Source organism: Luteibacter sp. NPDC031894, assembly GCF_050273135.1.
In the GTDB taxonomy this organism is placed as follows: Bacteria; Pseudomonadota; Gammaproteobacteria; order Xanthomonadales; family Rhodanobacteraceae; genus Luteibacter.
Genome location: NZ_JBNNMV010000006.1, coordinates 51,687 through 78,591 on the forward strand (window position 1 = coordinate 51,687; position 26,905 = coordinate 78,591).

27 protein-coding genes are annotated in these 26,905 nt (G+C 66.5%); 13 read left to right on the forward strand and 14 right to left on the reverse strand.

Features of this window, described 5'->3' with window-relative positions; translation table 11 throughout:
• Positions 1-2: 2 nt before the first annotated feature.
• Both tviB and ACQKIE_RS15250 read right to left on the reverse strand, forming a co-directional pair.
• On the reverse strand, positions 3-1,280 hold the full coding sequence (gene tviB, locus ACQKIE_RS15245; protein WP_427460603.1) for a Vi polysaccharide biosynthesis UDP-N-acetylglucosamine C-6 dehydrogenase TviB: 1,278 nt from the start codon (positions 1,278-1,280) through the stop codon (positions 3-5).
• 114 nt (positions 1,281-1,394) lie between these two features.
• Positions 1,395-1,814 (reverse strand): hypothetical protein, encoded by a 420-nt coding sequence (locus ACQKIE_RS15250; RefSeq protein WP_427460605.1) that lies wholly within the window; start codon positions 1,812-1,814, stop codon positions 1,395-1,397.
• A 190-nt stretch (positions 1,815-2,004) separates the two neighbouring features.
• Here ACQKIE_RS15250 and ACQKIE_RS15255 point away from each other — a divergent pair, with 190 nt between their 5' ends.
• From ACQKIE_RS15255 to mfd, 5 genes are all read left to right on the forward strand, one after another.
• A complete protein-coding gene (locus ACQKIE_RS15255; protein WP_427460607.1) occupies positions 2,005-2,535 on the forward strand; it encodes a DUF6630 family protein in 531 nt (176 codons plus the stop codon).
• Between the two features lie 33 nt (positions 2,536-2,568).
• A complete protein-coding gene (locus tag ACQKIE_RS15260) occupies positions 2,569-3,471 on the forward strand; it encodes a 23S rRNA (adenine(2030)-N(6))-methyltransferase RlmJ (RefSeq protein WP_427460609.1) in 903 nt (300 codons plus the stop codon).
• A 28-nt stretch (positions 3,472-3,499) separates the two neighbouring features.
• Entirely contained in the window at positions 3,500-4,012 is a 513-nt protein-coding gene (locus ACQKIE_RS15265) for a Slp family lipoprotein (RefSeq protein WP_427460611.1), read from the forward strand.
• A 75-nt stretch (positions 4,013-4,087) separates the two neighbouring features.
• Complete coding sequence (locus ACQKIE_RS15270) at positions 4,088-4,996, forward strand: cation diffusion facilitator family transporter (protein WP_427460613.1); 909 nt, start codon at positions 4,088-4,090, stop codon at positions 4,994-4,996.
• Between the two features lie 43 nt (positions 4,997-5,039).
• The gene (mfd, locus tag ACQKIE_RS15275; RefSeq protein ID WP_427460615.1) at positions 5,040-8,489 is read left to right on the forward strand and encodes a transcription-repair coupling factor; all 3,450 of its coding nucleotides are present in this window, start codon (positions 5,040-5,042) and stop codon (positions 8,487-8,489) included.
• Positions 8,490-8,595: 106 nt separating this feature from the next.
• On the opposite strand, the gene egtD is transcribed toward mfd, so the two are convergent.
• Positions 8,596-9,579: an L-histidine N(alpha)-methyltransferase gene (egtD, locus tag ACQKIE_RS15280; RefSeq protein WP_427460617.1), complete on the reverse strand. Its 984-nt coding sequence runs from the start codon at positions 9,577-9,579 to the stop codon at positions 8,596-8,598.
• Positions 9,576-10,844: an ergothioneine biosynthesis protein EgtB gene (egtB, locus tag ACQKIE_RS15285; RefSeq protein WP_427460619.1), complete on the reverse strand. Its 1,269-nt coding sequence runs from the start codon at positions 10,842-10,844 to the stop codon at positions 9,576-9,578. Before egtB ends, egtD begins: the two co-directional genes overlap by 4 nt.
• Before the next feature lie 178 nt (positions 10,845-11,022).
• On the opposite strand from egtB, the gene ACQKIE_RS15290 reads away from it, so the two are divergent.
• Positions 11,023-11,457, forward strand: a complete 435-nt coding sequence (locus ACQKIE_RS15290) for a DUF6491 family protein (RefSeq protein ID WP_427460621.1) — start codon at positions 11,023-11,025, stop codon at positions 11,455-11,457.
• 22 nt (positions 11,458-11,479) lie between these two features.
• On the opposite strand, the gene ACQKIE_RS15295 is transcribed toward ACQKIE_RS15290, so the two are convergent.
• Both ACQKIE_RS15295 and ACQKIE_RS15300 read right to left on the reverse strand, forming a co-directional pair.
• Positions 11,480-12,037, reverse strand: a complete 558-nt coding sequence (locus ACQKIE_RS15295; protein WP_427460623.1) for a hypothetical protein — start codon at positions 12,035-12,037, stop codon at positions 11,480-11,482.
• A gap of 14 nt (positions 12,038-12,051) precedes the next feature.
• Entirely contained in the window at positions 12,052-12,726 is a 675-nt protein-coding gene (locus ACQKIE_RS15300; protein ID WP_427460625.1) for a pyridoxamine 5'-phosphate oxidase family protein, read from the reverse strand.
• Between the two features lie 110 nt (positions 12,727-12,836).
• Between ACQKIE_RS15300 and ACQKIE_RS15305 the strand changes: the two genes are divergently transcribed.
• A complete protein-coding gene (locus ACQKIE_RS15305) occupies positions 12,837-14,282 on the forward strand; it encodes a PLP-dependent aminotransferase family protein (RefSeq protein ID WP_427460627.1) in 1,446 nt (481 codons plus the stop codon).
• 49 nt (positions 14,283-14,331) lie between these two features.
• On the opposite strand, the gene ACQKIE_RS15310 is transcribed toward ACQKIE_RS15305, so the two are convergent.
• The 3 genes from ACQKIE_RS15310 to ACQKIE_RS15320 all read right to left on the reverse strand — a co-directional run bounded on the left by ACQKIE_RS15310 (position 14,332) and on the right by ACQKIE_RS15320 (position 17,470).
• Positions 14,332-14,733 carry a hypothetical protein gene (locus tag ACQKIE_RS15310; RefSeq protein WP_427460629.1) on the reverse strand — a complete coding sequence of 134 codons (402 nt, stop codon included), beginning with the start codon at positions 14,731-14,733 and terminating at the stop codon, positions 14,332-14,334.
• Between the two features lie 77 nt (positions 14,734-14,810).
• Positions 14,811-16,955, reverse strand: a complete 2,145-nt coding sequence (gene rlmKL / locus ACQKIE_RS15315; RefSeq protein WP_427460631.1) for a bifunctional 23S rRNA (guanine(2069)-N(7))-methyltransferase RlmK/23S rRNA (guanine(2445)-N(2))-methyltransferase RlmL — start codon at positions 16,953-16,955, stop codon at positions 14,811-14,813.
• The gene (locus ACQKIE_RS15320; RefSeq protein WP_427460633.1) at positions 16,952-17,470 is read right to left on the reverse strand and encodes an alpha/beta hydrolase; all 519 of its coding nucleotides are present in this window, start codon (positions 17,468-17,470) and stop codon (positions 16,952-16,954) included. Before ACQKIE_RS15320 ends, rlmKL begins: the two co-directional genes overlap by 4 nt.
• Before the next feature lie 45 nt (positions 17,471-17,515).
• Here ACQKIE_RS15320 and ACQKIE_RS15325 point away from each other — a divergent pair, with 45 nt between their 5' ends.
• From ACQKIE_RS15325 to ACQKIE_RS15335, 3 genes are read left to right on the forward strand one after another with little or no spacing between them, the layout of a single operon-like run.
• The gene (locus ACQKIE_RS15325; RefSeq protein ID WP_427460635.1) at positions 17,516-18,070 is read left to right on the forward strand and encodes an N-acetylmuramoyl-L-alanine amidase; all 555 of its coding nucleotides are present in this window, start codon (positions 17,516-17,518) and stop codon (positions 18,068-18,070) included.
• Between the two features lie 49 nt (positions 18,071-18,119).
• A complete protein-coding gene (gene tesB, locus ACQKIE_RS15330; RefSeq protein ID WP_427460637.1) occupies positions 18,120-18,986 on the forward strand; it encodes an acyl-CoA thioesterase II in 867 nt (288 codons plus the stop codon).
• Positions 18,987-18,990: 4 nt separating this feature from the next.
• Positions 18,991-19,881, forward strand: coding sequence for a LysR family transcriptional regulator (locus tag ACQKIE_RS15335; RefSeq protein ID WP_427460639.1), 891 nt, complete (start codon positions 18,991-18,993; stop codon positions 19,879-19,881).
• On the opposite strand, the gene ACQKIE_RS15340 is transcribed toward ACQKIE_RS15335, so the two are convergent.
• The 4 genes from ACQKIE_RS15340 to ACQKIE_RS15355 form a co-directional block, all read right to left on the reverse strand.
• Positions 19,856-21,088: an MFS transporter gene (locus ACQKIE_RS15340; RefSeq protein ID WP_427460641.1), complete on the reverse strand. Its 1,233-nt coding sequence runs from the start codon at positions 21,086-21,088 to the stop codon at positions 19,856-19,858. The two genes, ACQKIE_RS15335 and ACQKIE_RS15340, sit on opposite strands and share 26 nt — an antisense overlap.
• A 166-nt stretch (positions 21,089-21,254) precedes the next feature.
• Positions 21,255-21,959, reverse strand: coding sequence for a C40 family peptidase (locus ACQKIE_RS15345; RefSeq protein WP_427460643.1), 705 nt, complete (start codon positions 21,957-21,959; stop codon positions 21,255-21,257).
• Between the two features lie 256 nt (positions 21,960-22,215).
• Positions 22,216-22,920 (reverse strand): YggS family pyridoxal phosphate-dependent enzyme, encoded by a 705-nt coding sequence (locus ACQKIE_RS15350; protein WP_427460646.1) that lies wholly within the window; start codon positions 22,918-22,920, stop codon positions 22,216-22,218.
• Positions 22,917-24,359, reverse strand: a complete 1,443-nt coding sequence (locus ACQKIE_RS15355) for a M20 family metallopeptidase (RefSeq protein WP_427460648.1) — start codon at positions 24,357-24,359, stop codon at positions 22,917-22,919. The genes ACQKIE_RS15350 and ACQKIE_RS15355 overlap by 4 nt, the downstream gene beginning before the upstream one ends.
• A gap of 191 nt (positions 24,360-24,550) precedes the next feature.
• Here ACQKIE_RS15355 and ACQKIE_RS15360 point away from each other — a divergent pair, with 191 nt between their 5' ends.
• From ACQKIE_RS15360 to ACQKIE_RS15370, 3 genes are all read left to right on the forward strand, one after another.
• Entirely contained in the window at positions 24,551-24,868 is a 318-nt protein-coding gene (locus ACQKIE_RS15360; RefSeq protein WP_427460650.1) for a ComEA family DNA-binding protein, read from the forward strand.
• Between the two features lie 115 nt (positions 24,869-24,983).
• Positions 24,984-25,445, forward strand: coding sequence for a hypothetical protein (locus tag ACQKIE_RS15365; RefSeq protein ID WP_427460652.1), 462 nt, complete (start codon positions 24,984-24,986; stop codon positions 25,443-25,445).
• Positions 25,446-25,460: 15 nt separating this feature from the next.
• Complete coding sequence (locus ACQKIE_RS15370; RefSeq protein ID WP_427460654.1) at positions 25,461-26,003, forward strand: GNAT family N-acetyltransferase; 543 nt, start codon at positions 25,461-25,463, stop codon at positions 26,001-26,003.
• 6 nt (positions 26,004-26,009) lie between these two features.
• Here ACQKIE_RS15370 and ACQKIE_RS15375 read toward each other — a convergent pair whose 3' ends face one another.
• A complete protein-coding gene (locus ACQKIE_RS15375; RefSeq protein WP_427460656.1) occupies positions 26,010-26,894 on the reverse strand; it encodes a hypothetical protein in 885 nt (294 codons plus the stop codon).
• Positions 26,895-26,905: the final 11 nt, after the last annotated feature.

Consider the following 26,905-nt stretch of genomic DNA (forward strand, 5'->3'; position numbering starts at 1 on the left):
CTTCAGAGCCGTCCGTCCACCGCGTCTCGCGGCAGCACGTACTTGACGTCGTAGACCACGGCTCCCGGCTTGCCGAACGCACGGATGCCCGTCGCGCCGAGCTCGTGGAACTGTCGGTGGGCCACCGCGATGACGATGGCGTCGTATGCGTCCGTTTCCGGAACCGCCACGGGGCGCAGGCCATACGTGGCGTCCGCCTCGGCGGGGTCGATCCAGGGATCGTGGACGTCGATCGTGGCGTTGTACGTCTTCAGCGCGGCGATGATGTCGACGACGCGCGTGTTGCGCAGGTCCGGGCAGTTCTCCTTGAACGCCAGGCCGAGCACCAGCACGCGCGCGCCCACGGGGTTGAGGCCCTTGCAGACCATCAGCCGGATCAGTTCGCCCGCGATGTACGGCCCCATGCTGTCGTTGGTACGGCGGCCGGCCAGGATCACGTCCGGGTGGTGTCCGACTTCCTGCGCCTTATGCGTGAGGTAATAGGGATCCACGCCGATGCAATGCCCGCCCACGAGGCCCGGCCGGAACGGCAGGAAGTTCCACTTCGTGCCGGCGGCCTCGAGCACTTCCAGCGTGTCGATGCCCAGCTTGTTGAACAGGATGGCGAGGTCGTTCACCAGGGCGATGTTGAGGTCGCGTTGGGTGTTCTCGATGACCTTCGCGGCCTCGGCGACCTTGATGCGGCTGGCCTTGTAGGTGCCGGCATCGATGATGCTGGCATACAGCGCATCGACGAACGCCGCCGCTTCCGGCGTGGAGCCCGAGGTGACCTTGCGGATGGTGTTGACGCGATGCTGCTTGTCACCCGGATTGATCCGCTCGGGGCTGTATCCGGCGAAGAAGTCCTCATTGAAGACGAGGCCGGAGATAGCGGCCAGGATCGGTACGCAGACTTCCTCGGTGCATCCGGGATAGACCGTCGACTCGTACACCACGACATCGCCGCGCTTCAGCACGGTGCCGAGCGTTTCGCTCGCCCGCTTCAACGGCGTGAGGTCGGGTCGCTTCGCGCTGTCTATCGGCGTCGGCACCGTCACGATGAAGACGTTGCAGGCGCGCAAGTCGTCGAGGTGGTCGCTATACGACAAGCGTTTGGCCAGCGCCATCGAGGCGGCGTCGACTTCCAGTGTGCGGTCGCTACCGGCGCGCAGTTCTGCGATGCGCGAGGCATCGATGTCGAAGCCGACCGTCGAGAAGCGCTTGCCGAACTCGACGGCCAGTGGAAGGCCCACGTAACCGAGACCGATGACGCCGATCTTTACCTCGTCCAACTGCTGCATCGGGCTTCCGTCGACAATGGGCGGCACGGTCCGGGCAAAGCCGGAGCTAGCCGTGAAGCCTAGCGGATCGCCCACGCGGCGCGCCAGCCCGTCCCGGGCGCCGCGTGGAACCGCTCAGCCGCCTTCGGCGGCCGGAAGCTCGTTCACGTCGCGCACGCTGTAGACGTCGATCGCATAAGGTGCATGCGCGTCGCCGGTGGCCTTGAAGCGGCCGAAGACCGTCGCGTCCGCGCGGACGCCTTTTTCCGTCACCGTGCGTCGGAACGAGGCGACGTCTCGTTTGCGGCCGAGGTCGTCGTCCATGCTGAGGTTCACCGCGCCCTTGCACTGAGCGTCGCTGAGCGTGGTTATCTTGCCCTCGGTGGCGGCGACGCCGCGGACAGTGACCGTGGTGCCCACGTAGCGCGCGGCGGTGCCGAGGACCGTGCAGATGGTATCCGGCGGCGGGCCGTCGGACCGGGCGGCCGCGGTACCCGCGGCGAGTAACAGCATGAGGGCGACCCCCGTCGCCCGGGCGAAAGCAATCGCATTCATAGGTTTTCCCCCTTGATACCGGCCGCGATAGGCCGAGCCGAGTGGACGGCTAAACGGAGCACACCGCGTTTGCGTTCGCAGGTCAATAAGAAATTTCGGCAGATGAGGCCGGACACCCTTGCGAATCAGCCAGATAGGACTGCTCCCGGACGATCGTCCATACTATCGCCCCCACCGACGGCCCACTCCCATGGCTTCTTACGACGACGATCTCGACTACGAAGGTGACCACGACGACGAAGACGGCGAGGATTCGCTCGAGTCGCAGGTCTGGGCCCTCTTGATGCTCATCAACCCCGGCGACGAGGACGCCGCGAGGCAGCAGTTCGCCGCCTGGCGCGAGATCGTCGAGGAGGAAGGCGACCACGACCCGGTGCGCATCGTGGGCCGGGTCATCGACTGGCGTGCCGGCTTCGAGGTGGACGAGGACGATACCCGCGGCCTCGTCGACGCGATCAACCAGCTTGCCGCACGCTGGAACATCGCCATCGACTGGGACGGCGATCCCGATGACGACGAATTCCACGAGGACGTCGACGGGCCGGAGCTGTTCTCGCGCGCCTTCGACCAGTTGAATCCCCACGGGTACACCCTGTGGGCCCGCGAAGCCGAGGATGAGGTGTACGCCGGCTGGATCACCCAATCGCGTGACGACGAGGCGATGCGGGTCGTCGCGACCGACCTGGGTATCAACCTGAGGCTGGGAAGCCAGGTGACGTGAGGGGGAGCGGCCTCCGGGCGGTATAATGCCGGGATGAATTACCGCCACGCCTACCACGCCGGCAACTTTGCCGATGTCCTCAAGCACATGGTGCTCGTGGCCCTTATCGATGCCCTGGAACAGAAGGCGTCGCCCTTTTGCTACATCGATACCCATGCCGGCCGCGGCCGCTACGACCTGCGCGGCGCCGAGGCGCGTAAGACCGCCGAGGCCGATGCCGGCTTCGGCGTGCTCCGGACCGCCAGCGGTCTGCCTCCCCTGCTCTGGAAATGGCTGGAAACCGTCCGCGCCTGCAACGAAGGCGACGAGGCCATGCGCCACTACCCCGGATCGCCATGGATCGCCGCGCACCTGATGCGCGAGGGCGACTCCGCGCAGCTTTGCGAGTTGCAGGACGGGGAAGCCAGCGCGTTGCGCCAGCTGTTCCACGCCGATCGGCGCGTGCATGTGCACCAGCGCGATGGGTACGAAGCCATGAAAGCGCTCGTGCCGCCGCCTGAAAAGCGCGGCCTTGTCCTCATCGACCCGCCCTACGAGGCGCAGGAGGCCGAGTTCCGCACGATCGAGAAATCGCTGAAGGCGGCGATGGAGAAATGGCCTGGCGGCATCTACGCCGTCTGGTATCCGATCAAACTGCGCAGCCACGTGCAGCCGTTCCATCGCTGGCTCAGCAAGAGCGGTGCGAAGCGGGTGCTCGTGGCCGAACTGTTGCTCCGTCCCGACGATTCCCCGCTGCGCCTCAACGGCACCGGCGTCGCCATCGTGAATGCGCCGTGGAAGCTCGATGAAGTGCTGCGTGATTCGCTTCGCCTTCTCCCGAAGCTGCTAGGCACGCCCGGCGAATCCGAATACAGGCTGACCTGGCTGGTGGAAGACGGTCCGGATGAACGTCCCGCCCACGCGCCGCAGCCGTTCCATTCAGTGCGACGGCGCTAAAGTCATTCCACACGCCAGGAGTCGACCCATGCGCCCGTCCATCGCCCGTCTCGCCGTCCCTGCCGCCTTCTTCGCCGCGACCATCGCCCTCTCGGGTTGCGCGCCGGCTCCGATCTACAAACCGACTGCCAACAACGCGGCCGTGCCTCCCGCCCAGGTGGCACGCGAGCCGGAACGCTACGGCAGCGCCGACGTGATCTGGGGCGGCCGTATCGTCAACGTCCGCAACTTTGCCGATCACAGCGAGATCGAGGTCCTGGCGTATCCGCTGGACGGCTCGCAGCGTCCCCAGGCCAACGACACTGGCAACGGCCGCTTCATCGCCGCCATGCCGGGATACGTGGAAAGCCTCGACTTTCCTTCCGGTGGCCTGGTGACCATCGCCGGCCGCCTCAACGGCACCCGCACCGGAAACGTGGGCGAGGCGCAGTACACGTTCCCGCTGGTGTCGGTGAACCAGTCCCATGTATGGACGGCCAAGGAAATGTCGGGCGGCCATCCCAACGTGAGCTTCGGCGTCGGGGTCGGCGTCATCCGCTGATACGCGGGGCCGGTTGATCGCGGGACGGGTGTCGGGGTTTGCTAAGATCCTGCGATCAGAACGGGACGGGAACTCATGTCGGGACATGCCGATTCAAAGCGCGCGATCTTCCTTGCGCTCGGAGCCAATTTCGCCATTTTCGTCGCCAAACTCGTCGCGGCGATCTTCACCGGGTCGGGCGCCATGCTCGCCGAGGCCGTGCACTCGCTGGCCGATTGCGGTAACCAGGGACTCCTGCTGTTGGGCATGCGCCAGGCGAAGCGCCCGCCATCGCCCGACTATCCCCTCGGCTGGGGCCGCGCGTTGTACTTCTGGTCCTTTCTCGTCGCCATCCTGCTCTTCAGCGTGGGTGGCATGTTTTCCGTGTACGAGGGCGTGCACAAGCTGACCCATCCGGAGCCGCTGCGTTGGGCATGGCTGGCCGTGGGCGTGTTGGCGTTCTCCATCGTCACCGAGGGCATCTCCATGCACGGCTGCATGCAGGAGGTGAACAAGGCGCGTGAGGGGCGTCCCCTATGGCAGTGGTTCCGCGAGACACGCGCGAGCGAGCTGCTGGTGATCTTCGGCGAGGACCTCGCCGCGCTCATAGGCCTCTGCCTGGCCCTGCTGGCCGTGCTGCTCACGATGATCACCGGCAACCTCATCTTCGACGCCATCGGCACGATCGCCATCGGCGTCCTGCTGATCGTGGTTGCCATCGCCGTCGCACGCGAGGTGAAGGCCCTGCTGATCGGCCAGGGCGTGGAACCGAACCAGCGCGCCGCGATGGTCGCCTTCCTGGAGGCCCGGCCCGAGATCGAACAGGTCTACAACGTGCTGACCTTGCAGATGGGTACCGATGTGATGGTGGCGATCAAGGCGAAGATGGCCTACACCCCCACCGCGCGCGCCATGGTGGAGGCCATCAATATCGTCGAGGCGGATTTCCGCGCCGAGTTCAGGGACGTCCGCTGGAGCTTCTTCGAGCCCGACCATACGGACTGACCTGTACAATCGAACGCTTGTCCGCCGGTTCGTGCCCTATTCCATGCCCGTAGCGCTCCCTAGCCCGCCACTCCCCGTCAACGCCAAGACCCGTCGCTACTGGACCGTGCCGCACGGTTCGTCCTGGGCGTTGGAAGTCGCGGAGGCGGCGCGGGCACACGACGGCCTGCTGGTCGTGGCCGTCCGCGACACCCGCAGCGCGGACAACCTGGAGAGCGAGTTGGCTGTGTTCGCCGGCGACCTTGCCGTGCTGCATTTCCCTGACTGGGAGACGCTGCCGTACGACGTCTTCAGCCCGCATCCGGAGGTCGTCTCCCAGCGCATCGCCACGTTGTACCGCCTGCCGTCCACACGGCGCGGCGTGCTCGTGGTGCCGGTGGCGACGCTGATGCAGCGCATCGCCCCGCGGACGCACATCACCGGCTCGGGCCTGGTCCTGCGCAAGGGGCAGAAGCTAGATCTCGCGGCCGAACAACGGCGCCTCGAAGCGGCAGGCTACCGCAACGTGCCGCAGGTGAGCGAACCGGGCGACTTCGCGGTGCGCGGTGCCCTTATCGATATCTACGCGATGGGCGCCAGCGAGCCGTACCGTGTGGAACTTTTCGACGACGAGATCGAATCGATCCGCACCTTCGACACCGAAACCCAACGCTCGCAACACCAGGTCGAGGGCGTCGACCTTCTTCCGGCGCGAGAATTCCCACTCACTGAAGACGCCGCCACGGACTTCCGCAGCAACCTGCGCGAACGATTCCCGATCGACATCCGGCGCTGCCCGCTCTACCAGGACATGAAGGAAGGCGTCACGCCGGGCGGCATCGAGTACTACCTGCCCCTCTTCTTCAAGGCCACGGAAACCCTGTTCGACTACATCGCCGGCGACGCACTGTTCGTGCTCGGCGAGGGCGTGCTGGAATCCTCCGAGCAGTTCTGGGCGCAGACGGCCGAGCGTTACGAACAACGTGCCCACGACATCGAACGTCCCGTGCTGCCGCCTGGCGAGATCTACCTGCCGCCGGAGCAGTTGCGCGAACGGCTGAATCGCCAGGTCCGCGTGGACGTCGTCGCGAAGGGCCACGAGCACGCCGTGGACCTCGGCACCCAACCCGCGCCCGAGGTACCGCTGAACCGCAAGGGCGAAGAGCCCGGCACCGCACTCCGGCATTTCCTAAAGAGCTACCCCGGTCGCGTGCTGATCGCCGCCGACTCGGCCGGCCGCCGCGAGGCCCTGATCGAACAGTTGGCCGGCGCCGGTCTGAAGCCCGTCAACGTCGACGGCTGGAAGGACTTCCTGGCCCGCAGTGAGCCGTTGGCGATTACCGCCGCGTCGCTGGAACAAGGCTTTGCCCTCACCCGGCCTGCCCTCACCGTGCTCACGGAACGCGAGCTGTTCGGTGAACGGGTGCGCACGGACCGCAAGCGTCGCGCCGGCGCCGCGCGTGATCCCGAAAGCATCATCAAGGACCTCACCGAACTGTCGATCGGCTCACCGATCGTGCACATCGACCACGGCGTCGGCCGTTACCAGGGGCTTGTCTCCCTCGATGTGGGCGACATGCCTGGCGAGTTCCTGACGATCGAATACGCGAAGGGCGACAAGCTCTACGTACCGGTGGCCCAGCTCGGCCTCGTCAGCCGTTACACGGGCACCGCGCCGGAACTGGCGCCCCTGCACTCCCTCGGCGGCGACGCCTGGGAACGGGCGCGCAAGAAAGCCGCGGAGAAGGTCCGCGACGTGGCCGCCGAACTGCTCGCGATCTACGCACAGCGCGAGGCACGGCAGGGCGAGTCGCTGCCGGTCGACCGGCAGATGATCGAGGAGTTCGCCGCCACGTTCCCCTTCGAGGAAACCGCCGACCAGCAAGCCGCGATCGATGCCGTGATCGTCGACCTCGCCGCCCCGCGCGCCATGGACCGAGTGGTCTGCGGCGACGTGGGCTTCGGAAAGACCGAGGTCGCCTTGCGTGCGGCGTTCGCGGCAGCCACGGCCGGCAAACAGGTAGCCGTGCTGGTACCGACCACGCTGCTGGCCCAGCAGCACTACCGTAACTTCGCCGACCGCTTCGCCGACTGGCCCGTCCGCGTGGACGTCCTCTCGCGCTTCAAGTCGAAAAAGGAAGTCGATGCCGCGCTGGAACGACTGGCGGACGGCCAGATCGACGTCATGGTTGGCACGCACAAGCTCTTGCAGTCGGACATCCGCTTCAAGAACCTGGGCCTTGTCATCGTGGACGAGGAACAGCGTTTCGGCGTCCGGCAGAAGGAGCAGCTGAAGAAGCTGCGCGCCGAGGTGGATCTCCTGACGCTGACGGCCACCCCCATCCCGCGCACGCTGAACATGGCGATGAGCGGTCTGCGCGACCTCTCCATCATCGCGACGCCACCCGCCCATCGCACGGCGGTGCGCACGCTCATCTCCACTTACCAGCCGGCGCTGATCCGCGAGGCGATCCAGCGCGAACTCGCGCGCGGCGGCCAGGTGTACTTCCTGCACAACGAGGTGCAGACGATCGACCGCACCGCCCGCGAACTCGGCGAACTGGTGCCTGAAGCGCGTATTCGCGTGGCGCACGGCCAGATGCCCGAGCGCGAACTGGAGGCGGTCATGGCGGACTTCCACCGTCAACGCTTCAACGTGCTGGTCTCGACGACCATCATCGAGTCGGGCATCGACATTCCCACCGCCAACACGATCGTCGTCAATCGCGCGGACCGCTTCGGCCTCGCACAGCTGCACCAGTTGCGTGGCCGCGTGGGCCGTTCGCACCACCGTGCGTACGCGTACCTGATCGTGCCCGATCGCAAGGCCATGACGGCCGACGCGGAGAAGCGGCTCGAGGCGCTGGCGTCGCTGGAGGAACTCGGCGCGGGCTTCACCCTGGCGACGCACGACCTGGAAATTCGCGGCGCGGGCGAGATGCTCGGTGAAGAACAGTCGGGCCAGATCCAGGAGATCGGCTTCGGCCTCTACACGGAGTTGCTCGACCGCGCGGTCCGCGCGTTGAAGTCCGGCAAGGTGCCGGACTTCGACCTCACGTCGGAGCACGAGACCGAGGTGGAACTACACCTGCCGGCACTGATTCCCGAAGATTACCTGCCCGACGTGCACACGCGCCTTACGCTGTACAAGCGCATCGCGAGCGCGCGCAACGACGACGGGCTACGCGAACTCCAGGTCGAAATGATCGACCGCTTCGGCCTGCTGCCGGACCAGACGAAGTGCCTGTTCGCAGTTGCCCAGTTGAAGCTGATGGCGACGCCGCTCGGTATCCGCAAGCTCGACTTCGGCCCCAGTGGCGGCCGAATCACGTTCCGCGACAAGCCCGACATCGACCCGATGGCGCTGATCAAGCTGATCCAGCAGCAGCCCCGGGTCTTCAAGATGGACGGCCAGGACAAGTTACGCGTGATCATGGAACTGCCCGGCTCCAGCGAGCGCCTCCGCGCCGCGCAGGACCTGCTCGTATCGCTGGGAGCGCCCAGGCCGTCCTGACGAGGATCGCCGACAGGGTCGGCTCCCACCGGTTCGGTGGCGGAGCCCACGGCTCGGCTCCGGCGTCCGCCCGATAGGAGCCGACCCTGTCGGCGATGCAAACGGATCAGCTGACGGGCGTGGCGCGTACCAGGTATTGGACGCTGAAGCGGTGCTCGTCGTCCATCCAGACCTCGGCAACCGACAAGCCGGCCTTGGCCGCCATCTGCGCGAAATCCTCGAGCGAGTACTTGCAGCTGTACTCCACGTGCATCGCTTCGTCCTCGCGGAACGCGAACGTTTCACCCCCCACGTGCACGTCCTGACGCGTCGTACTCACGAGATCCGTTTCGATCCGGCCCGCCAGGGCGTTGTAGCGCGCGCGGTGGCGGAACGCCGCAACATCGAAGTCGGCGCCGACCTCCTTGTTCAGTCGCACGAGCATGTTCAGGGTGAAGTCCCGCGTGACGCCGGCGGCATCGTTGTACGCCGCTTCGATCACGGCAGGATCCTTCTTCAGGTCCACGCCCACGAGGATGCCGCCGCCATCGCTCATCTCGGCGCGCATCTGGCGCAGGATGCGGATGGCTTCCTTTGTTTCGAAGTTGCCGATGGTCGAACCCGGGAAGTAGATGACGGTGCGCCGCTGGGGTCGCATCGCCACAGGTAGCCGCAAGGGCTGCGTGAAGTCCGCGCACACCGGCTGCATCGGAACGTCGGGAAAGCGCGTCGCCAGTTCGGCCACGCTTTCCATCAGCGCACTGCGGGAAATCTCGACGGGCACGTAAGCGGCCGGCGTTTCGAGGTGCTCCAGCAGCATGCGCGTCTTGATGCCGCTGCCACTGCCGTACTCGACCAGGCGCACGTCCGGCCCGAGCACCTTCGCGATGTCGCCAGCGTGATCGCGCATGATCGCGATCTCGGTGCGCGTGAGGTAGTACTCGGGCTGTTCACAGATGGCTTCAAAAAGCGCGGAGCCGCGCTCGTCGTAGAACAGGCGGGAAGGAAGTTTCTTCGGCTTCGCAGCGAGTCCGCGCCGCACGACGTCGAGGGTGTCCTCTACATCCGGATGGCGGTCGTCGACGCGGATGTCCTTCGGTTGAGCACTCATCGATCGGTTCCCAGTCGTATCCCCGAAAACTGCCAGCGGGCATGGGGAGGAAAAAAATTGCGGTACGTCGCGCGCATATGGTCGGCGGGCGTGGCGCAGGATCCGCCGCGGAGGATCCACTGCCCATTCATGAACTTTCCGTTGTATTCACCCAGCGCGCCGGCCAGGGGCCGGAAGCCCGGATAACTGATATAGGGGCTCATCGTCCATTCCCAAACATCACCGTACATCTGCCCGAGCGCCGTCTCGAACGACGCCGCAACGGGTTGGAACATACCCTTGTCCTGAAGGTTCCCATGAACGGGAATGTCCACCGCCATCGTCTCCCACTCCACCTCCGTGGGTAGGCGTGCGCCGGCCCAGCGCGCAAACGCGTCGGCTTCGAAATAGCTGACGTGGCATACGGGCGCGTGCGGATCGATCGCGCGACGGCCCTGCAAGGTGAATTCGGTTTCCAGCGCCTCGTCCCAGTACAACGGCCGTTGCCATCCTTCCGCTTGTACCGTTGCCCATCCGTCCGAGAGCCAAAGCGTCGGTTCGCGGTAACCGCCATCGGCGATGAAAGCCATGAATTCCGCGTTGGTCACGGGACGGTTCGCGATGGCGCCCGCCTGGCGGTAGGTACGATGTCGGGGGCCCTCGTTGTCGAAGGCGAATCCGTTACCGTCATGACCGATCGTCACGACAGCTTCGTCGAACGGGACGTAACGCAACGGTTGCGCGGCCATCGCCAGCGCACGGGGCGCACCGACCTGGTAGGCAGGTTCCAGAGGGTTCTGCGCGAGCGCGTGCTTGATATCCGTCAGCAACAGCTCCTGGTGCTGTTGCTCGTGCTGCAGGCCAAGCTCGACGAGACCGGGCAATGCCTCGTCGTCATCGCGCGCGATGCGCTCGGCGACAGCGTCGTCGACCCGCCGCCGGTAAGCCAACACTTCATCGAGGGTCGGGCGCGTGAGCATGCCGCGGCGCGGCCGTGCGTGCATGGGCCCGACCGACTGGTAATAGGAGTTGAACAGGTAATGCCACTCCGGATTCGCGGCAACATAGTCGGTGTCCCGTCCCAGCACGAACTGCTCGAAGAACCACGTCGTATGGGCCAGGTGCCATTTCGTGGGGCTGGCGTCGGGCATCGACTGGATCACGGTGTCCTCGGGGCGCAGCGGCGCGGCCAGCTCCGTGGAACGGTGGCGGATACGGAGGAAGCGTCGGGCGAGGTCCGCGCAGGCAGGCGGGGGCGATGGGATGCCTGGCTGGCGGACGGTCATGCGGGTGTTCCGTTACGGCCGGGGGAGCCGCGGTCACGGGGCACGATGCCCTAGGAAACGTTCAACGAACGTGAGCGAGCCCTGCCAGCGGCTTAACGACGAATGCACCCAGGCCCCGTGCACTCTCGCCTCCGGGCCCATTCGGGCTTAACGTTGGCTACCACTCGGAGGATGTGCCATGAACGTCCGCTACCTGCTCGCCGCCTCGCTCCTCGTCACCTGCGCCGTACAGGCACAGGATGCCCGTCCGCAGGCGCGTCACGAACTCCCCGTGAACGATTGCATGCGCACCGACCGCATCAGCAACTGGGCCATGGTCGATGATCGCACCGTGGTCGTGGCGAATGGTCCGAACTTCTTCAAGATCACTACCAGCACGGACTGTCCGCGCATGGATCTCGGCGGCGGGGTCCGATTCCGTGGTGCGGAGAATATCCAGGCAGTGGCGCCGATGCGCATCTGCGGGAGCATCACCGAGAAGATCGTACGCCGCAACGAACCGCCGTGTGACATCGCCTCGGTCGAGAAGATCGACAAGGAAACCTACAAGAGCCTGGAAAAGAAAGCCAAACGTAAGGGCTCCGGCGCGGAACCGAACGGCATGGTGCATTGACCCCTCGCACCAAGGCGCCCTCCTACGGCCTTTCGATCATGTCGGTCGCGACCCAGTTGGTTTCCCAGGTCGCGCCGCCATCGGCCGAGTAAGCCTGCTCGAAACGGGCAGAACCCGGTGACGCCCGGGTTATTACGAAGCGCACCAGGATTGCCTTGCCGTCGAGCACGTCCTGCCCAACGAACGTCCCCGCTCCTTTCTCGTCAAACCGGCCATAGACCGGCGCCGTCAGCATGCCGTTCCGAAGGCTGGCGAAGTTGAGGCTCCACTGCCTCGATCGCGGGTTGTACAGGCGAAGCGAGCCACCTTCAATGCGGCCGGCGCTTCCGGCGACCGAGAGTTCGACGAAGTTCGCCTTGCCGTCGAGTAGCGGCTTGATCACGCTCGTTCCCGCGAACTCGGCCCACTTCGGCGCCTCACCCGAGAGCGGGTTCTGCAGGACCCGCACCTTGGTGGTCCAGCGGCCCCACTCCCAATCGAAATCGCGCTGACCGTCGCGGGGAGCGGTTGGCGATGCCGCGGCTGCGGGCCGGACCGTGGCGGCTGAACTCGCCGCAGCGACGATTGCCAGGACGAGCATGTAGCAAGGCCACCTCACGGCACGTCCTCGCCGATGGTCTCCGCCGCGCGGCCCATGGCCATGCGTCCTGCAAAGTCTCCGATCTCTTCGAGATAGCGAGGGAGTCCCAGCCCCGGGTCGAGCTGTGGATCGGCCATTGGCGTCGCGGTCACCGTCGACAGGGGCAGCACGCCTGCCCAGACCGGACGCGGGAGGTCGGCCTCGTCGTCGATGGGCGGCCCTGCCCGAACCTTGGCAGACGCGTCCTCGATGTCCAGCTGCAAGACGGCGGTCTGCGCGAGTTCGGCGCGGTTGGGACCTCGCACGTCGGACCAGCGCCCCCTGAGCAGATGGTCCGAGATCGCGCGGAGCGCCTGCAGCTTGCCCCGCGGGTCGTCGATGAGCCGCGCCGTGCCGAAGGCGACCACTGAGCGGTAATTCATGGAGTGATTGAAAGCGGACCGGGCCAGGACCACGCCATCGACCAGGGTGATCGACGCACAGACGGGTGTCGATCCTCCCAACGCGGTCATGATGCGAGCGCTCGCCGCCCCGTGGAGGAAGAGCGCGCGACCGCTCCGGCCATAAAGCATCGGGAGGACGAAGGGCTGGCCGTCCACGGCGAAACCGATGCTCGCCAGGAAGCCCGCGTCCAGGATGGCGGCGATCGCCTCCCAGTCGTGGGTGCCGCGAGTGGCGATCTGCCTCAATTCGGATCGCGGTGAGTGTTCCAAGCTTTTTGCCCCTCACAAGCCGCCTGCCGGCTTTCGTCAGGGAAATGCTCGCGCGTTATAGTGGCATCACTGAAGAGCCATTTTTCATGGAACTGACGATACCACTTCACTTACAAGGGCCGCTCGGGCGGCAGGTCTTCGAGGGCCTCAGGGACGCCATTCTGTCGGGCCGGCTGCGCGCCGGGGATCGCCTGCCCTCCACGCGCGAGCTGGCGGAACAATGGGGCGTCTCGCGCACTGTCGTCGTGCTCGCCTTCGAACAACTCCTCGCCGAGGGCTACGTCGAAGGCCGGCGCGGTTCGGGAACTTACGTCCTGCCCGGGATAGGCGCGCGGCCGAGCGACCGCCGCATCGCCGCCATCGCGCTATCGACCTACGGGAAACGGGCAGCCGAGGTGCCGCGCGCCGCGTCCGTTTCGCCTGCTGGCACAGCGAGTCGTCGGTTCGACTTCGCCTATGGGCGCGGCGACATCGGCGACTTCCCTTTCGCCCACTGGCGGCGCCTCCTGGCGAAGCACGCCCGGCAGACCTCGATTCGCGAACTGGACTATGGTCCCGCAGCCGGGCATGCCGCCCTGCGGGAGGCGATCTGCCACCACGTACGGCGCTCAAGGAGTGTCGTCTGCGATCCGGACCAGGTCATCGTGGTCAACGGCTCCCAACAAGCGATCGACCTCCTGACCCGCGTGCTGGTCGACGCCGGAGACACGATCGCGATCGAAGATCCGCATTACCAGGGTACGCGCGCCATCCTCGCGACCGCCGGCGCGCGACTCGTCCCCGTGCCCGTGGACGATGCGGGCCTCGATCCGGGCAAGCTGCCTCCTTCCGCGAGGGCGCTTTTCCTCACGCCGTCCCACCAGTTCCCCATGGGGTCCGTGCTCACGCTGGCGCGCAGGCTCGCCATCCTCGAGTGGGCCAACCGCTGCGAGGCCGTCGTCGTGGAAGACGATTACGACGGCGAATTCCGTTATGACGGGCAGCCGCTGGAATCGCTCCAGGGCCTCGATGGCGGCGGAAGGGTGATCTATGTCGGAACCTTTTCCCGCACGATCTTCCCGGCCCTGCGTGTCGGCTACCTGATCGTTCCCAAAGCGCTGGTGGGCGTCTTCGAGACGGCGAAGTGGCTCACCGACCGGCACACCGCAGGGCTCGAACAGCGGGTGCTCGCGGAGTTCATCGCCGCGGGGACGTATGAATTCTACCTGCGCCGGGTTCGCCGGAGCCTCGCGGCCCGGCGCGACGCACTCGTCGAGGCGATCGATGGAGCCTGGCGAGGCACGATGCGCCTGAGCGGCGCGGCTTCCGGCGCCCACGTGGTGTTGTGGCCCGACGCGCCCTTCGACGAACCAGAGGCTATCCGCGCGGCAGCCGGCAACGACGTCGCTGTCTACCCGGTCTCGGGCTACTTCTTCGGCGAGGGACGGCCTGGATTACTGCTCGGCTATGCGCAGATGAGCGTCGACGACATTCGCGAAGGCATACGTCGCCTTGCACTGTCGCTCGAAGCGATTCGTCACGCTCGCGCATAAAAAAAGCCCGGCCTGCCAAGCCGGGCTTTTGATGCGTCACCGCGACGGATCAATAACCGTCGTCGCGGACGTAGCGCGTGCCGTAGCCATCGTCCACGTAGGTCGTGGTGGTGGTCACGCGGCGCGTCACGACCGGCGCGTCTTCGTAGACGACCGTCGACGGACGGCTGTAGTACACCGGGCGGTCGTAGACGACCGTGCGCGGCGCGGTGGCATTCGCCACGAGGCCGACGACGGCACCGGCGACGATGGCGCCGGCGATCCAACGACCCGCGTGGTCGTAATGACCGCCACCGCGGTAGTAACCGCCGTGATAACCACCGTGGTATCCGTACCCGCCATGGTAGCCGCCGCCGTAGTAGCCGTGTCCGCGCGCGAACGCGCCGGGCGCGAACGCCATCAGACCAGCGGCGGCAAGGGCGAGACTCGACTTGACGAACTTACCTTTCATGACAGTTACCTCCGGGTGTCGAGCGCAGATTCGCGCTTTGGCGCTGAATCCGGACTGAAGTTTTCTCGACCGTCCCTTCACGTTTTCCACGGGTTCACGAACGGCTTTCGGAGCAGCCAGCAGCCATGGATGTCGTGCCGCCGCGTGAAGTCGAAGGGGATGCTCGGGGCGCTCCAGTCTTCAATGGAGAAATGGGGTTCGAGCGCCGCCCGATCAAGCTGGAAACGCCGGAAGTTGTTTGAGAAAACGATCACGCCGTCGGGCAGCAGACGCTCCGCGCAGAGCATAAGGAGTTCGACGTGATCGCGCTGGACGTCGAAGTCGTCCGCCTTCTTCGAATTGGAGAACGTCGGCGGGTCCACGTAGATCAGCCCGTACTGCATCGACCGGTTGCGCAGGAAGGTGAACGCGTCCTCCTGGACGAGACGGTGCCGGTTGCCGGTGAATCCGTTCAACGCGAGGTTGCGCGAGGCCCAGTCCAGGTAGGTGCCGGAGAGGTCGACCGTGGTCGTGTCGCGGGCATCGCCGGCCGCCGCGTAGACGCTCGCGGTACCGGTGTAGGCGAACAGGTTCAAGAAGTGCTTTCCGGCCGCCAGTTCACGAATGCGCGCGCGCACGAGGCGATGATCGAGGAACAAACCGGTATCGAGGTAATCCGTGGGATTGATGAGGAAGGCCAGCCCGCCCTCGTGCACCTCCACGAACTCCCCCTTCTGGTCGAACTGGCCGTACTTCGAACCACCCTTGCCGCGCTCGCGCGTCTTCACCGCGATCCGCTCGCGCGGCACGCCGAAGACCTCGCCGGCCACGCGCACGATCTCGCGCACGCGGATGCGCGCAACGTCCACCGGCACGTCCTGCGGCGCCTTGTATTCCTGGACGTGCAGCCAGTCCTCGTACACGTCGACGGCGGCGGCGTACTCGGGCAAGTCCTGATCGTAGGCGCGCCAGCAGGTGATGCCTTCCCGAGCGAGACGCTTGCGCAGGTGGCGAACGTTCTTCTCGAGCCGGTTCTTCAGCATCTGCGCACCGGTCGAGAGCGGCTTCACCTCGCGCGGCGCTTCGTCCCTCGCACGCAACGCGAACGTCAATAGCGGTGTTTCCAGCGCGCCGTTGTACAGCGCGTAGCGCTTGTCGGGGCTGAGGCGCAGCGCGCGGCCCAGTTCTTCGTCGCCCGCGAGCACGGCGGCGCGCCAGCCGGCAAACCGATCCTTGAGGGCCTGGCCGAAGTCGCGGTACAGCAGCGGCAGTTCCGCGCGGTCGCCCAGGCGTTCGCCGTAGGGCGGGTTCGTGATGACCAGGCCGAGCGGCGTACCGGGCGGCGGCTCCACGTGCACCGCGTCGCGACGGTCGAGGTGGAGGAAGCCCGCCACGCCGGCGCTTTGCGCGTTGCGCTTCGCGGTCTGCACCATGTGCGGATCGGAGTCGCTGCCGAAGAAGACGGGGCGCAGGTTTCGCAGGCCCTCATCGGCGCGCGTCTTCGCTTCGTCATAGATCGAACGCCAGAGCGCGTAGTCGTGCTTCAGCCAACCGAGGAAGCCGTAGTAGTCGCGGCGCAGGCCCGGTGCGACGTCGGCGGCCATCAGCGCGCCTTCGATGAGCAGCGTGCCCGATCCGCACATGGGGTCGACCAGCGCGCCGCCTTCCGCGTAGATACGCGGCCATTGCGCACGAACCAGCATCGCCGCCGCGAGGTTTTCCTTCAGCGGCGCCTCGCCTTGCTGCTCGCGCCAACCGCGACGATGCAGGGGCGAACCGGACAGGTCGATCGAGACCGTGGCGCGGTCGCGTCGCACGCGCACGTTCACGCGCAGGTCCGGCTCCTCCGGGTCCACGTCGGGCCGCGCGCCGCTGGCGGCGCGGAACTGGTCGACGATGCCGTCCTTCGTCTTCAACGCGATGAACTGGCTGTGGGTGAGCTTGCTCTGCGCGGTGTTCGCGTCGACGGCGAGCGTGCCGTGCGGCGCGACGTGTTCCGCCCAGTCGATGCCCTGCACGCCCGCATAGAGCGCGTCCGCGTCCGCGGCGTCGAATTCCGCCAGCGGCAGGAGCACGCGGCTGGCCATGCGCGACCACAGGCAGGCCCGGTAAGCCGTTTCCAGCGCGCCGGTGAAAGACACGCCCGCCAGCGCCTCGCGCACGTCGCCGGCACCCAGCGCGACGAGCTCGTCCTTCAGCAGGTATTCGAGGCCTTTCGGGCAGGTGGCGAAGAAGTTGCTCATGCGAGCCCGTCCAGGAAGCGGCGGAAGGCCGCCTCGATATCCGGCAGGCTCGCGCCGAGGCGATGATCGTCCTCCACCAGGAGGGCCGGCATGGCATGGCCACGGGCGAAGGCCACCGCCTCGTCCAGCGGGCATACGTCGTCCGCATAACCGTGCACGAGGAAGGAAGGGACACCTTCGCGAACGGCGAATGGCCGCGGGTAGCCGGGAATCCGCGTCGGCAAGGCAAGCAGGAAAAGGCCCGCCACGGGCGCGTCGATGGACGCAAGGCCGGAAACGAAGGCGCCCATGCTCGACCCCACGAGCACCGGCGGTACCGGCGAGGCCGCGATGGACGCCGCCAGCCGCGCCAGGCGCGGCGCGATCGAGCCGGCGTGGCCCTGGGCATCGTCTTCACGGTAATCCGGGCGAGCCGTGCGCCAGCCGAGCGATTCGGCGAGCGCCGCCAGCGCGCTTACCTTGGTGGCGTCGGGCCCGGAATCGGAACCGTGGGAAAGGATGATGTGGCCGCGCATGGCGGTCTCCGTACGCGGAATGACCGCCTATGTTATCAAAGCGGCATGATCGACATCCTCCACGCCCCCCTGCCCTACGAGTCGCGCCTGCCCGAACGCAGGCCGGACGACATCGACCTCGTGGTAATCCACTGCACGGAGTTGCCCGACCTGGCCATGGCCCGGGAGTACGGCGAACGGGTCCTCCATGACTCCGGCGCGGGCAACAGCGGCCATTACTACATCGACCGGGACGGCTCGGTGCTGTGCTACGTCGACCCGCTGCGCGTCGCCCACCACACCCGCGGGTACAACCCGCGCTCCATCGGGATCGAACTCGTGAACACGGGCCGTTACCCCGACTGGTTCCATTCCGCGCGCCAGACGATGACCGAGCCTTACCCCGACCGGCAGATCGCGGCGCTCCGCGCCTTGCTGGACCACCTCGTGGAACGTTTCCCGTCGCTTCGCCACATCGCCGGCCACGAAGACCTGGACACGGCCATGGTGCCGTCCAGCGACGATCCCGAAAACGAGGTACCGCGGAAGCGCGATCCGGGCCCGCAGTTCCCCTGGGCGCGCGCGTACGACACAGGGCGCCTCGGGCGGCTCGCCGGCTAGCCCCGGTATACTGCCGCCCTTCGCGCCACCGCCTTATCCAGGGATCCCCATGTCGGACAACCACGTCGGCGAACTCGTCGAACTGCTCGAACTCGAACGCCTGGAAGACAACCTGTTCCGCGGCCAGAGCCGCGACATCGGCACGCGCTTCGTCTTCGGCGGCCAGGTGCTCGGGCAAGCGCTATCGGCTGCGCAACGCACGGTGGATGCGGGACGCGAAGCGCACTCCCTCCACGCCTACTTCCTGCGTGCCGGCGATATCAACGCGCCGATCGTCTACAGCGTCGAACGCACCCGCGACGGCGGCTCGTTCTCCTCCCGCCGCGTGGTGGCGATCCAGCACGGCCAGCCGATCCTCAACAGCTCCATCTCGTTCCAGGAACCGGAAACGGGCTACGAACACCAGATGTCCATGCCCGAGGTGCCCGCGCCCGAGGACGTGGAACCGATGCCGTCGGTGTCCGCCGAGCAGCTTGGCCGGTTGCCCGAAAAGACCCAGCGCTGGCTCGGCGTCGACGGCCCGTTCGAGTTCCGCCATGTCTGGCCGCGTGACGAACTGCGCCCGGCGAAGCGGCCGCCCTACCAGCACATCTGGTTCCGCCTCACGGCGCCCATCGAAGACACACTGTCGTTGCACCAGGCACTGCTGGCCTACGCTTCCGACTTCCACCTGATCGGCACCGCCACGCTGCCGCACGGCATCTCGTACCTCACCCGCAACATGCAGATGGCGAGCCTGGACCATGCACTGTGGTTCCACCGGCCGTTCCGCATCGACGAGTGGCTGCTGTATTCGTTCGACAGCCCGACGTCGCAGGGTTCGCGCGGCCTCGCCCGCGGCACTATCTACACCCGCGACGGCGTCCTCGTCGCCTCCACGGCACAGGAAGGCCTGATCCGCGTCCGCCCGGACTGACGGCATGGGCATCGAGCTCCGCCACCTGCGCTATTTCATCGCCGTGGCCGAGGAGCTCCACTTCAGTCGCGCGGCGGAACGGCTGGGCATGTCCCAGCCGCCGCTGAGCCAGCAGATTCGCGACCTGGAAAGCGCGCTCGGCGTGCGTTTGCTCCGCCGCACCAATCGCCGTGTCGAGCTTACCGCCGCCGGCCAGTTCTACCTCGACGCGGCAAAGGACATCGTGGCCCGCGTGGACGATGCGGGCGACATGGCCCGCCGCGCCGAGCGTGGCGAGATCGGCGAACTCCAGGTCGCCTTCACGCGCAGCACGCCGCTCAGCGACGTCTTTCCCCGGGCGATCCGCGCATTTCGCGACGCCTATCCCGCCGTGCGTCTCGTGCTGCAGGAACGGAACACGCTGCAGCAGGTGGAATGCCTGCTGGACGGCCGCCAGCAGGTCGGTCTCGTGCGCGGTACCCGCGTGCCTCCCGCACTGGTCACGCACAAGCTCGTCGACGACCCGCTGGTTGCCGTCTTACGCGCCGACCATCCCCTGGCGCGGCGGAAGCGCGGCTCATTGCAGATGGAGGAACTGGCGGATGAGAACTTCGTCGTGTTCGTCCGCGCCGCGGGCACCGGCATCCATGACCAATTGCTCACGATGTGCCGCAATGCCGGATTCGTACCGCGCATCGCCCAGGAAGCCGGCGAGTCGTCCACGATGATCGGACTCGTGGCCGCCGGCATGGGCGTGGCGGTGCTGCCGCGTTCGCTGCGACAGGTGCAGGTGAAAGGCGTGGCCTATGTGGCCATCGACTCGCCCGATGCGGCAAGCGCGCTCTACCTAACCCACCGCCGCGACGACGCCTCGCCCCTCGTGAAAGCCTTCATGAAGCTGATGCTGAAGGCGTGAGGCTGCGGAGCTTCAGCGCGATGACGAGGCCCACCACGACCAGCGCCGCCACGTAGCAGCCCACGCCGTTCCACCCCCCGTGCGTCCAGGCGAATCCGCCGAGCGACCCGGCGATACTCGATCCCATGTAGTACGAGAACAGGTAGAACGAGGACGCGTGCGCACGAGCGAACGTGGCGCGCTTGCCGACCCAGCTGCTCGCGATGGAATGGCCGCCAAAGAACCCGAAGGTAAGGACGGCGATACCGAGGACGATCGCCCATACCGACGCACTCAGCGTCAGCGCCACCCCTGCCAGCATCATCACGAACGTGCTCCAGAACACGCGGCGGCGGCCCAGGGTTCCCGCGATCGAACCGATCCAGGCCGAGCCCACGACGCCGACGAGGTAGACCAGGAAGATCGCCCCGACGAAGGCCTGCGACAGCGAGAACGGCGGCGCGAGGAGACGGAACGACACGTAGTTGTAGATCGTGACGAACGCGCCCATCAGCAGGAAACCCTCGACGAAGAGCCACGGCAGTCCCTTGTCGCGCCATAGCGACGCGAAGGAGGCAAGCAACGCGCGCGGACGCGCGCGACGCTTCACGAAGTGCAGCGACGGCGGCAGCCCGCGTGCTACCAGCACGGCGGCGACCAGGCCCATGGCACCAATGACGGCGACGGCGACGCGCCACGAGCTGTGGCCTGCCGCGAACCCGGAGATCAGCCGCCCACCCATGCCACCGATGGCGTTGCCACCGATATACAAGCCCATGGCGAAGCCCAGCGAGTCGCCGTGGATCTCCTCGCTGACGTAGGTCATCGCCACGGCCGGCAGGCCCGCCAGCGTGATGCCAAGTAGCGTGCGCAGCACCAGCAGCGACGACCAGTTCGGCGCCACTGCCGCCGCAAGGACCAGTACGGACGAGCCGATCAAGGAAGCCAGCATGACCGGCTTGCGTCCCCATGCATCGGAGATGGCGCCCGCGAAGAGCATCGCGACCGCGAGCACGCCCGTGGTCAGCGACAGCGACAGACTGCTGCCCGCCGCATCGACGCCGAACGCACGTGAGAACGCCGGCATCAGCGGCTGCACGCAATACAGCAGACCGAAGGTGGCGAAGCCCGAGGAGAACAAGGCGAGATTGGTGCGCCGGAACGCCGGCGTGCCATGACGTATGCGCCGATCGACAACCGCCGGCGCGGCGGACGAAGAGCCGTCCACGATGACCTCCAGGAATGAGCCGATGACAGTAGGCTAGTCCCTGAATTGAGTCGAATCGATAAGGGAAGAGATCCTCTTCCATACATGAAACGTATCGTTCGACGCGGCGAAAAAAAACGGCATGCCGGAGCATGCCGTTTCGGAAATATGCGTTGAAGGGTGCCCGTCAGATCTTTGCGATGCCTTCGGGACGCTTGGCGCCGACGAAGTGCTTGGCCCAGTAGGCCTCGTTGAGGCTGTCGACGCGGACGGTCTTGCCCGCCGACGGCGAATGGATGAACTGTCCGTTGTCGATGTAGATACCCACGTGCGAGATCGCCTTGCCGCGGGTGCGGAAGAAGACGAGGTCGCCCGTCTTCATTTCGCTGCGCTTGACCTTCAGGCCGGCAAGGAACTGGCTGGCCGAGTTGGTCGGGAGGTCGAGGCCGATGCTGTGCAGGAAGACGTAGCGGACGAACCCGCTGCAGTCGAAACCGGTGGAGGGCTTGCGGCCGCCGCGGTGGTAGCGGATGTCGCGAAGCTTCATGGCGAAGGAGAGCAGTGCCTCCCGAGCGTGGCCATCGACGTGGCCGGCGAGCTTGGTGGTGGCGGCGGCGACGAGGCTGTCGTCGTCATCGTCGGAGAGCGCGTCGTCATCGGAGGCAATCGCCGTATCCGTATCGACAGCCTTCGGAGCGGTGAGCGATGCGGCGTCGGGGACGGCGGACTGGGCCAGGGCGGTGGCCGGGGCAAACACCGGCAGGTCGGTCAGGAGGAGCGTTGCGGACTGATCAAGGGCCTGTGGAGCGGTGATCGTGTCGGCGATGACGGGTGTTACGGTGGCGAGACAGCAGGAGGCTAACGCGAGAGCGGTCAGTCGCTTTAAATACATGAGCGAAAAGGCCTATTCATCGTGGAGTTAAGCCGCCGTGAAGGTGAGACGACCGTGAACGAGCGGTGAAGTTACCAAACCCGTTCCCCCTAGTTGTTCGCATAAAGTTAAAAACCGCCATTCCTAGGAAAGATTCAGACTAGTCGCAAAAAACTGCGGCCTGGAAGGCGAAAACCTGAACAGGTATAGGCACTTGGCTTCACATACGTGAGGACGCGGCGGGCTGCGGAGCTCCGCCCGCGGGCCAGCGTCAGCCTCAAGGCTTGTAAGCCCTTGCCCCGAAGATCGCGGAGCCGATGCGCACTTCGGTGCTTCCTTCGGCGATGGCCAGCGCGTAGTCGCCACTCATGCCCATCGACAGCCGGTCCACCGCATGGCCCGCCTCGCGAGCCCTGTCACGCAGGCGATACAGGGTGCGGAAACACGCCCTGACCCGCTCCTCGTCCTCGCTCGCCTCGGCCAGCGTCATCAGACCGCGGACACGCAAGGATGGGAAGGCCTTCAGGTCATCGAGGAAGGACAGGAGCTCCTCGGGGGCGATGCCCGACTTCGTTTCCTCGGGCGAGGTCTTCACCTGCACCAGCACGTCCATGCCCCGGCCACGCGCCTGGAGAGCCTTGTCCAGGGCGATCGCGAGGTCGATCCGGTCCAGCGACTGGACCTCACTGGCGAACTGGGCCACGACCTTGGCCTTGTTCGTCTGCAGGTGGCCGATGACCACCCATGCCAGGTCGTCCGCCGCGAGCGCCGTCGCCTTTGCCTGGAGTTCCTGTGCCTTGTTCTCGCCGAAGCGGCGGAGCCCGAGGCCGACGGCCTCGCGCACCACGTCATCCCCGAAGGTCTTGCTCACCGGCAGCAGGATGACCTCCGCCGGATCGCGGCCGGCGCGTTGGCATGCCGCCGCGATCGACGCCTGAACGGCACCGAGGCGTCCGGCAAGCGTCGCCGACGCCGCGGTCATGCCTTCGACGCTTCCTGGAAGTGCCGGGCCACGACATCCGCCACCACCATGCTCACGCGCTTGCCGGTGGGAATGTGCAGGAACTCGTTGGGGCCATGCGCGTTCGAGTGCGGCCCGAGCACACCCGTGATCAGGAACTGGGCCTGGGGGAACTTCTCTCCGAGCATGCCCATGAAGGGAATACTGCCGCCTTCGCCCATGTAGGCCGCGGGCGCGCCGAAGTAATGCTCCGACGCCTTCGCCACGGCTTCCTCGAGCCACGGCGACAGGGCAGGCGCATTCCAGCCGCTGCCGTCCTTCTCGAGGTCGAAGGTGACTTTCGCGCCGTAGGGCGGATCTTTTTCGAGCAACTGCTTGAGGAACTGGCCGGCCTCGGCCCCGGACAGCGTGGGCGGCACGCGCAGGCTGAGTTTCACGGCCGTCTTCGGACGCAGCACATTGCCGGCGCTGTCGAGCGGCGGCATCCCGCCGATGCCGGTGACGGCCAGCTGCGGGCGCCACGTCCGGTTGAGCACCAGTTCCGAAAGGTCGTCCGTCACGGGCTTCATGCCCTCGACGAAGGGGAATTTGTCGTAGACGGCCGTGCCGAGCACCTCCGCCGAACGGCGTGCCTGCTCCATGCGCTGCGGCGGGATATCGACATAGAGTTCCTTCGGCACGATCCGTCCGGTCGCCGGGTCTTCGAGACGTCCCAGGATCTCGCGCAGAATGCGAAAGCTCGACGGCACCACGCCGGATGCGTCACCGGAGTGCACACCTTCTTCCAGTACCTGCACCGTGAGGTTGCCGCCGGTCATGCCGCGCAGCGACGTCGTGAGCCAGAGCTGGTCGTAGTTGCCACACCCCGAATCGAGGCAGACGACCAGCGCGGGATTGCCGATCCGGTCGGCGAGATGGTCAACGTAGTACGGCAAGTCGTAACTGCCGGACTCCTCGCAGGCCTCGATGAGGATGACGCAGCGCGCATGCTGCACGCCCTGGTCGCGCAGCGCCAGCAGCGCCGCCAGCGAGCCGAAGATGGCGTAGCCGTCGTCCGCGCCACCGCGGCCGTAAAGCTTGTCGCCCTTGATGACGGGCGTCCATGGGCCGAGGTCATCGGCCCAACCCGTCATCTCGGGCTGCTTGTCGAGGTGGCCGTAGAGGACAACGGTTTCATCCGTGCCCTGCCCCTGCACGCCTTGCGCGGGCACGTCGATGTAGATGAGCGGCGTGCGCCCTTCCAGGCGCACGACGTCGAGCGAGGCGCCGTCGAGGGCCGGCAGTTTGGATCGCGCCCAGGTCTCCATGAGAGCCACCGCCTGGTCCATGTACCCATGCTCCCGCCACTGGGCGTCGAACATCGGCGACTTGTTCGGAATGCGGATGTACTCGACGAGTTGCGGGACGATTTCCGCGTCCCAGAGGCCACTGACGAAGGAGGAAATTCGGGAGGTATCCATGGCTGGCCACGATCGTTGGTCAAAAGTGGATTGTAACAGCGACGACAGCGCGGCCCGGGAGCGTGTGGGCGGGCGCGGCCACGCGCTGCGGTAACCACGCACGCGCATTTCCGTCGCCCGCCGGTTCGCCTGCATGACGGCGCATCCCAGAGTGCCCCAGCGCCATCCGGCGCTCCATGAGGAGAACCACCGTGAATCGTTATCTCATCGCCCTCGCAGGGCTCCTGCTCTCGCCGCTCGCGATCGCCTCCACGCCCGTGAACATCAACACCGCCGATGCCGCCACGCTGGCCGAGTCGCTCGATGGCGTGGGCATGGCGAAGGCCCAGGCCATCGTGGATTGGCGCGACGCCAATGGCGCCTTCGAGTCCGCCGACCAGCTCGCCCAGGTGAAGGGCATCGGCGCGTCGCTCGTCGACCGCAACCGCGACGCCATCCAGGTGGACGGGGGCAAGCCCGCCAAGGAGGCGAAGCCGACCCGGCGGTCAAAGGGCGGCGACGAGGACTGAGGCAGGATCGCGGGCGGCGCGCTCGCCGCTTCCCACCGGCGGCGAAAGCGCTACACTCGCGCCCCATGCTGGGACGCACCTGCGTCCCCGCATGGAACAGGGATTCGATGAAGCAATGATCCTGCCGCGTTACCGCATCGCCGATTCCGCCATTCCCGGCGCCGGCAAGGGCTTGTTCGTCGACGAATTCGTCGCGGCCGGCCGTATCGTCACCGCGCCCGATCGCATCGACGAGACCTACGGCTGGGCGGAGGTCACGACCTCCCCGGCGCTCGCGGCGGACCTCCACGCCGCCGCCCGTTGGTTCGAGGACCGCTACACCGTCTCGCCGGATTGGCCGGACGAGTGCTACGTCAACCACAGCTTCGAGCCCACGGGCCTCTGGCACCTGGGCTTCATCTTCGCCGCGAAGGACCTCGCGCAAGGTACTGAAATCACGGTGGATTACAGGCACCTTCTCGCACCAGGGCAGGAAGAAAGCTTCCAAGACGCCTCCACTGGTGAGAAAATAACCGGCTTGTCCTGGCAAGAAAGCCTCGCGCAGAGCACCCGCGCGCTGGCACGTCTGCTGGGCTGACACCTGGTCACTTCGATGGCACTAGCAGACATTCCCGTCCTGGAAACGCCGCGCCTGCGGCTTACCGCCCTTACCGAACGCCACTTCGACGATTACGCGGCCATGCTCGCGGACGCCGACAGCACGCGTTGGATCGGCGACGGCCAGCCCCTGGACCGGATGAACGCCTGGCGCTCCATGGCGATGCTCCTGGGTCACTGGGCGTTGCGCGGCTGCGGCATGTGGGCCATCGAGCTCAGGGACACCGGCGAATTCATTGGCCGCGCCGGCCTGATGAAGCCCGAAGGCTGGCCCGATCTTGAGTTGGGCTGGATGCTGAAGCCGGAGCACCGTCACCACGGTTATGCCACCGAAGCGGGCGAGGCGATCCTCGACTTTGCGTGGAAGCAGATGCACGCGCAGCGCGTCATCAGCCTCGTGCGCATCGGCAACGAGGCGTCCGACCATGTCGCCGAACGCCTCGGCGGCGAGCACATCGACAACATCGATTTCCTCGGCGGCGCGACCCACCTGTTCGCGTACTACCCGCCGCACCGGGCCGTCCGCCGCGTCGGCTGATCGGTCCTACAACACCGGCGCGAAATCCGTCCGGCGGCGCCGATGCTGGCTGGCCGCCACGAGGCCCGCGAGGGCCAACAAACGCGCCGTGCGCATCCAGGCCACCACGATCACGCCCAGCTGCACGATGAGGAGGCCCAGCGGGAGCCCGCTATCGGCCGCCGCTGTGTGACCGCGCCATGATGCGATGGCGACCAGGAGCACCGTGCCCACCAGCGTGATCACGAGATAGACGAACAATGTCGCGAATGGGCGGCGAACGAATTGCACGAAGCCGCGACCGAGCGCGAGGAAGGCGGAACGCAATCCGATATCCGCGATGAACTGGGCTCGCGCCGACTCGACGATCGCTTGCGCAATGACGAAGAACAAAAGCGTGACGGCGAGCGCGCCATGTTCGTACCAGTCCGCTGTCGACGCGAGCAAGGCGGCATCGACCTTGTCCTGCGCGAACGACGACGTGCCGTAAGCGACCGCGGCGAAGAGCCCATACGGAATGAGCGCAAGGATCGACAGGCGAAGCATCCGACCGTACTCCGCGGCACCGCCCTGGAGCAGCCCGCCAAAACCGAGCGCACGATGGGCGCGACCGCCCGCCACGATCATGCCGGCGAGGAATGGGGCGGTGAGCAGCGTCAGCAGCATGCCTGCGACGAAGGCCATCCCGGTCCAGCCGTTGTCGTTGTGCAGCGCCGCCATCACGTCGCCGAACATGAGGCCGTCCAGGTGCGCGGCCCACGCCTCCGCGTGCACGGAATGCCCTAGCAGGTCGTCCAGCACCCGCCACAAAGGCAGGGCCACCACCATCGTCGGGAGCAGCGTGACGAAGATCCAGAGGAGCATCAGCCGCCACTGCAGCCCGGCGACGCTCGCGCCTCCGATGGCCGACAAGGAGGAACGTC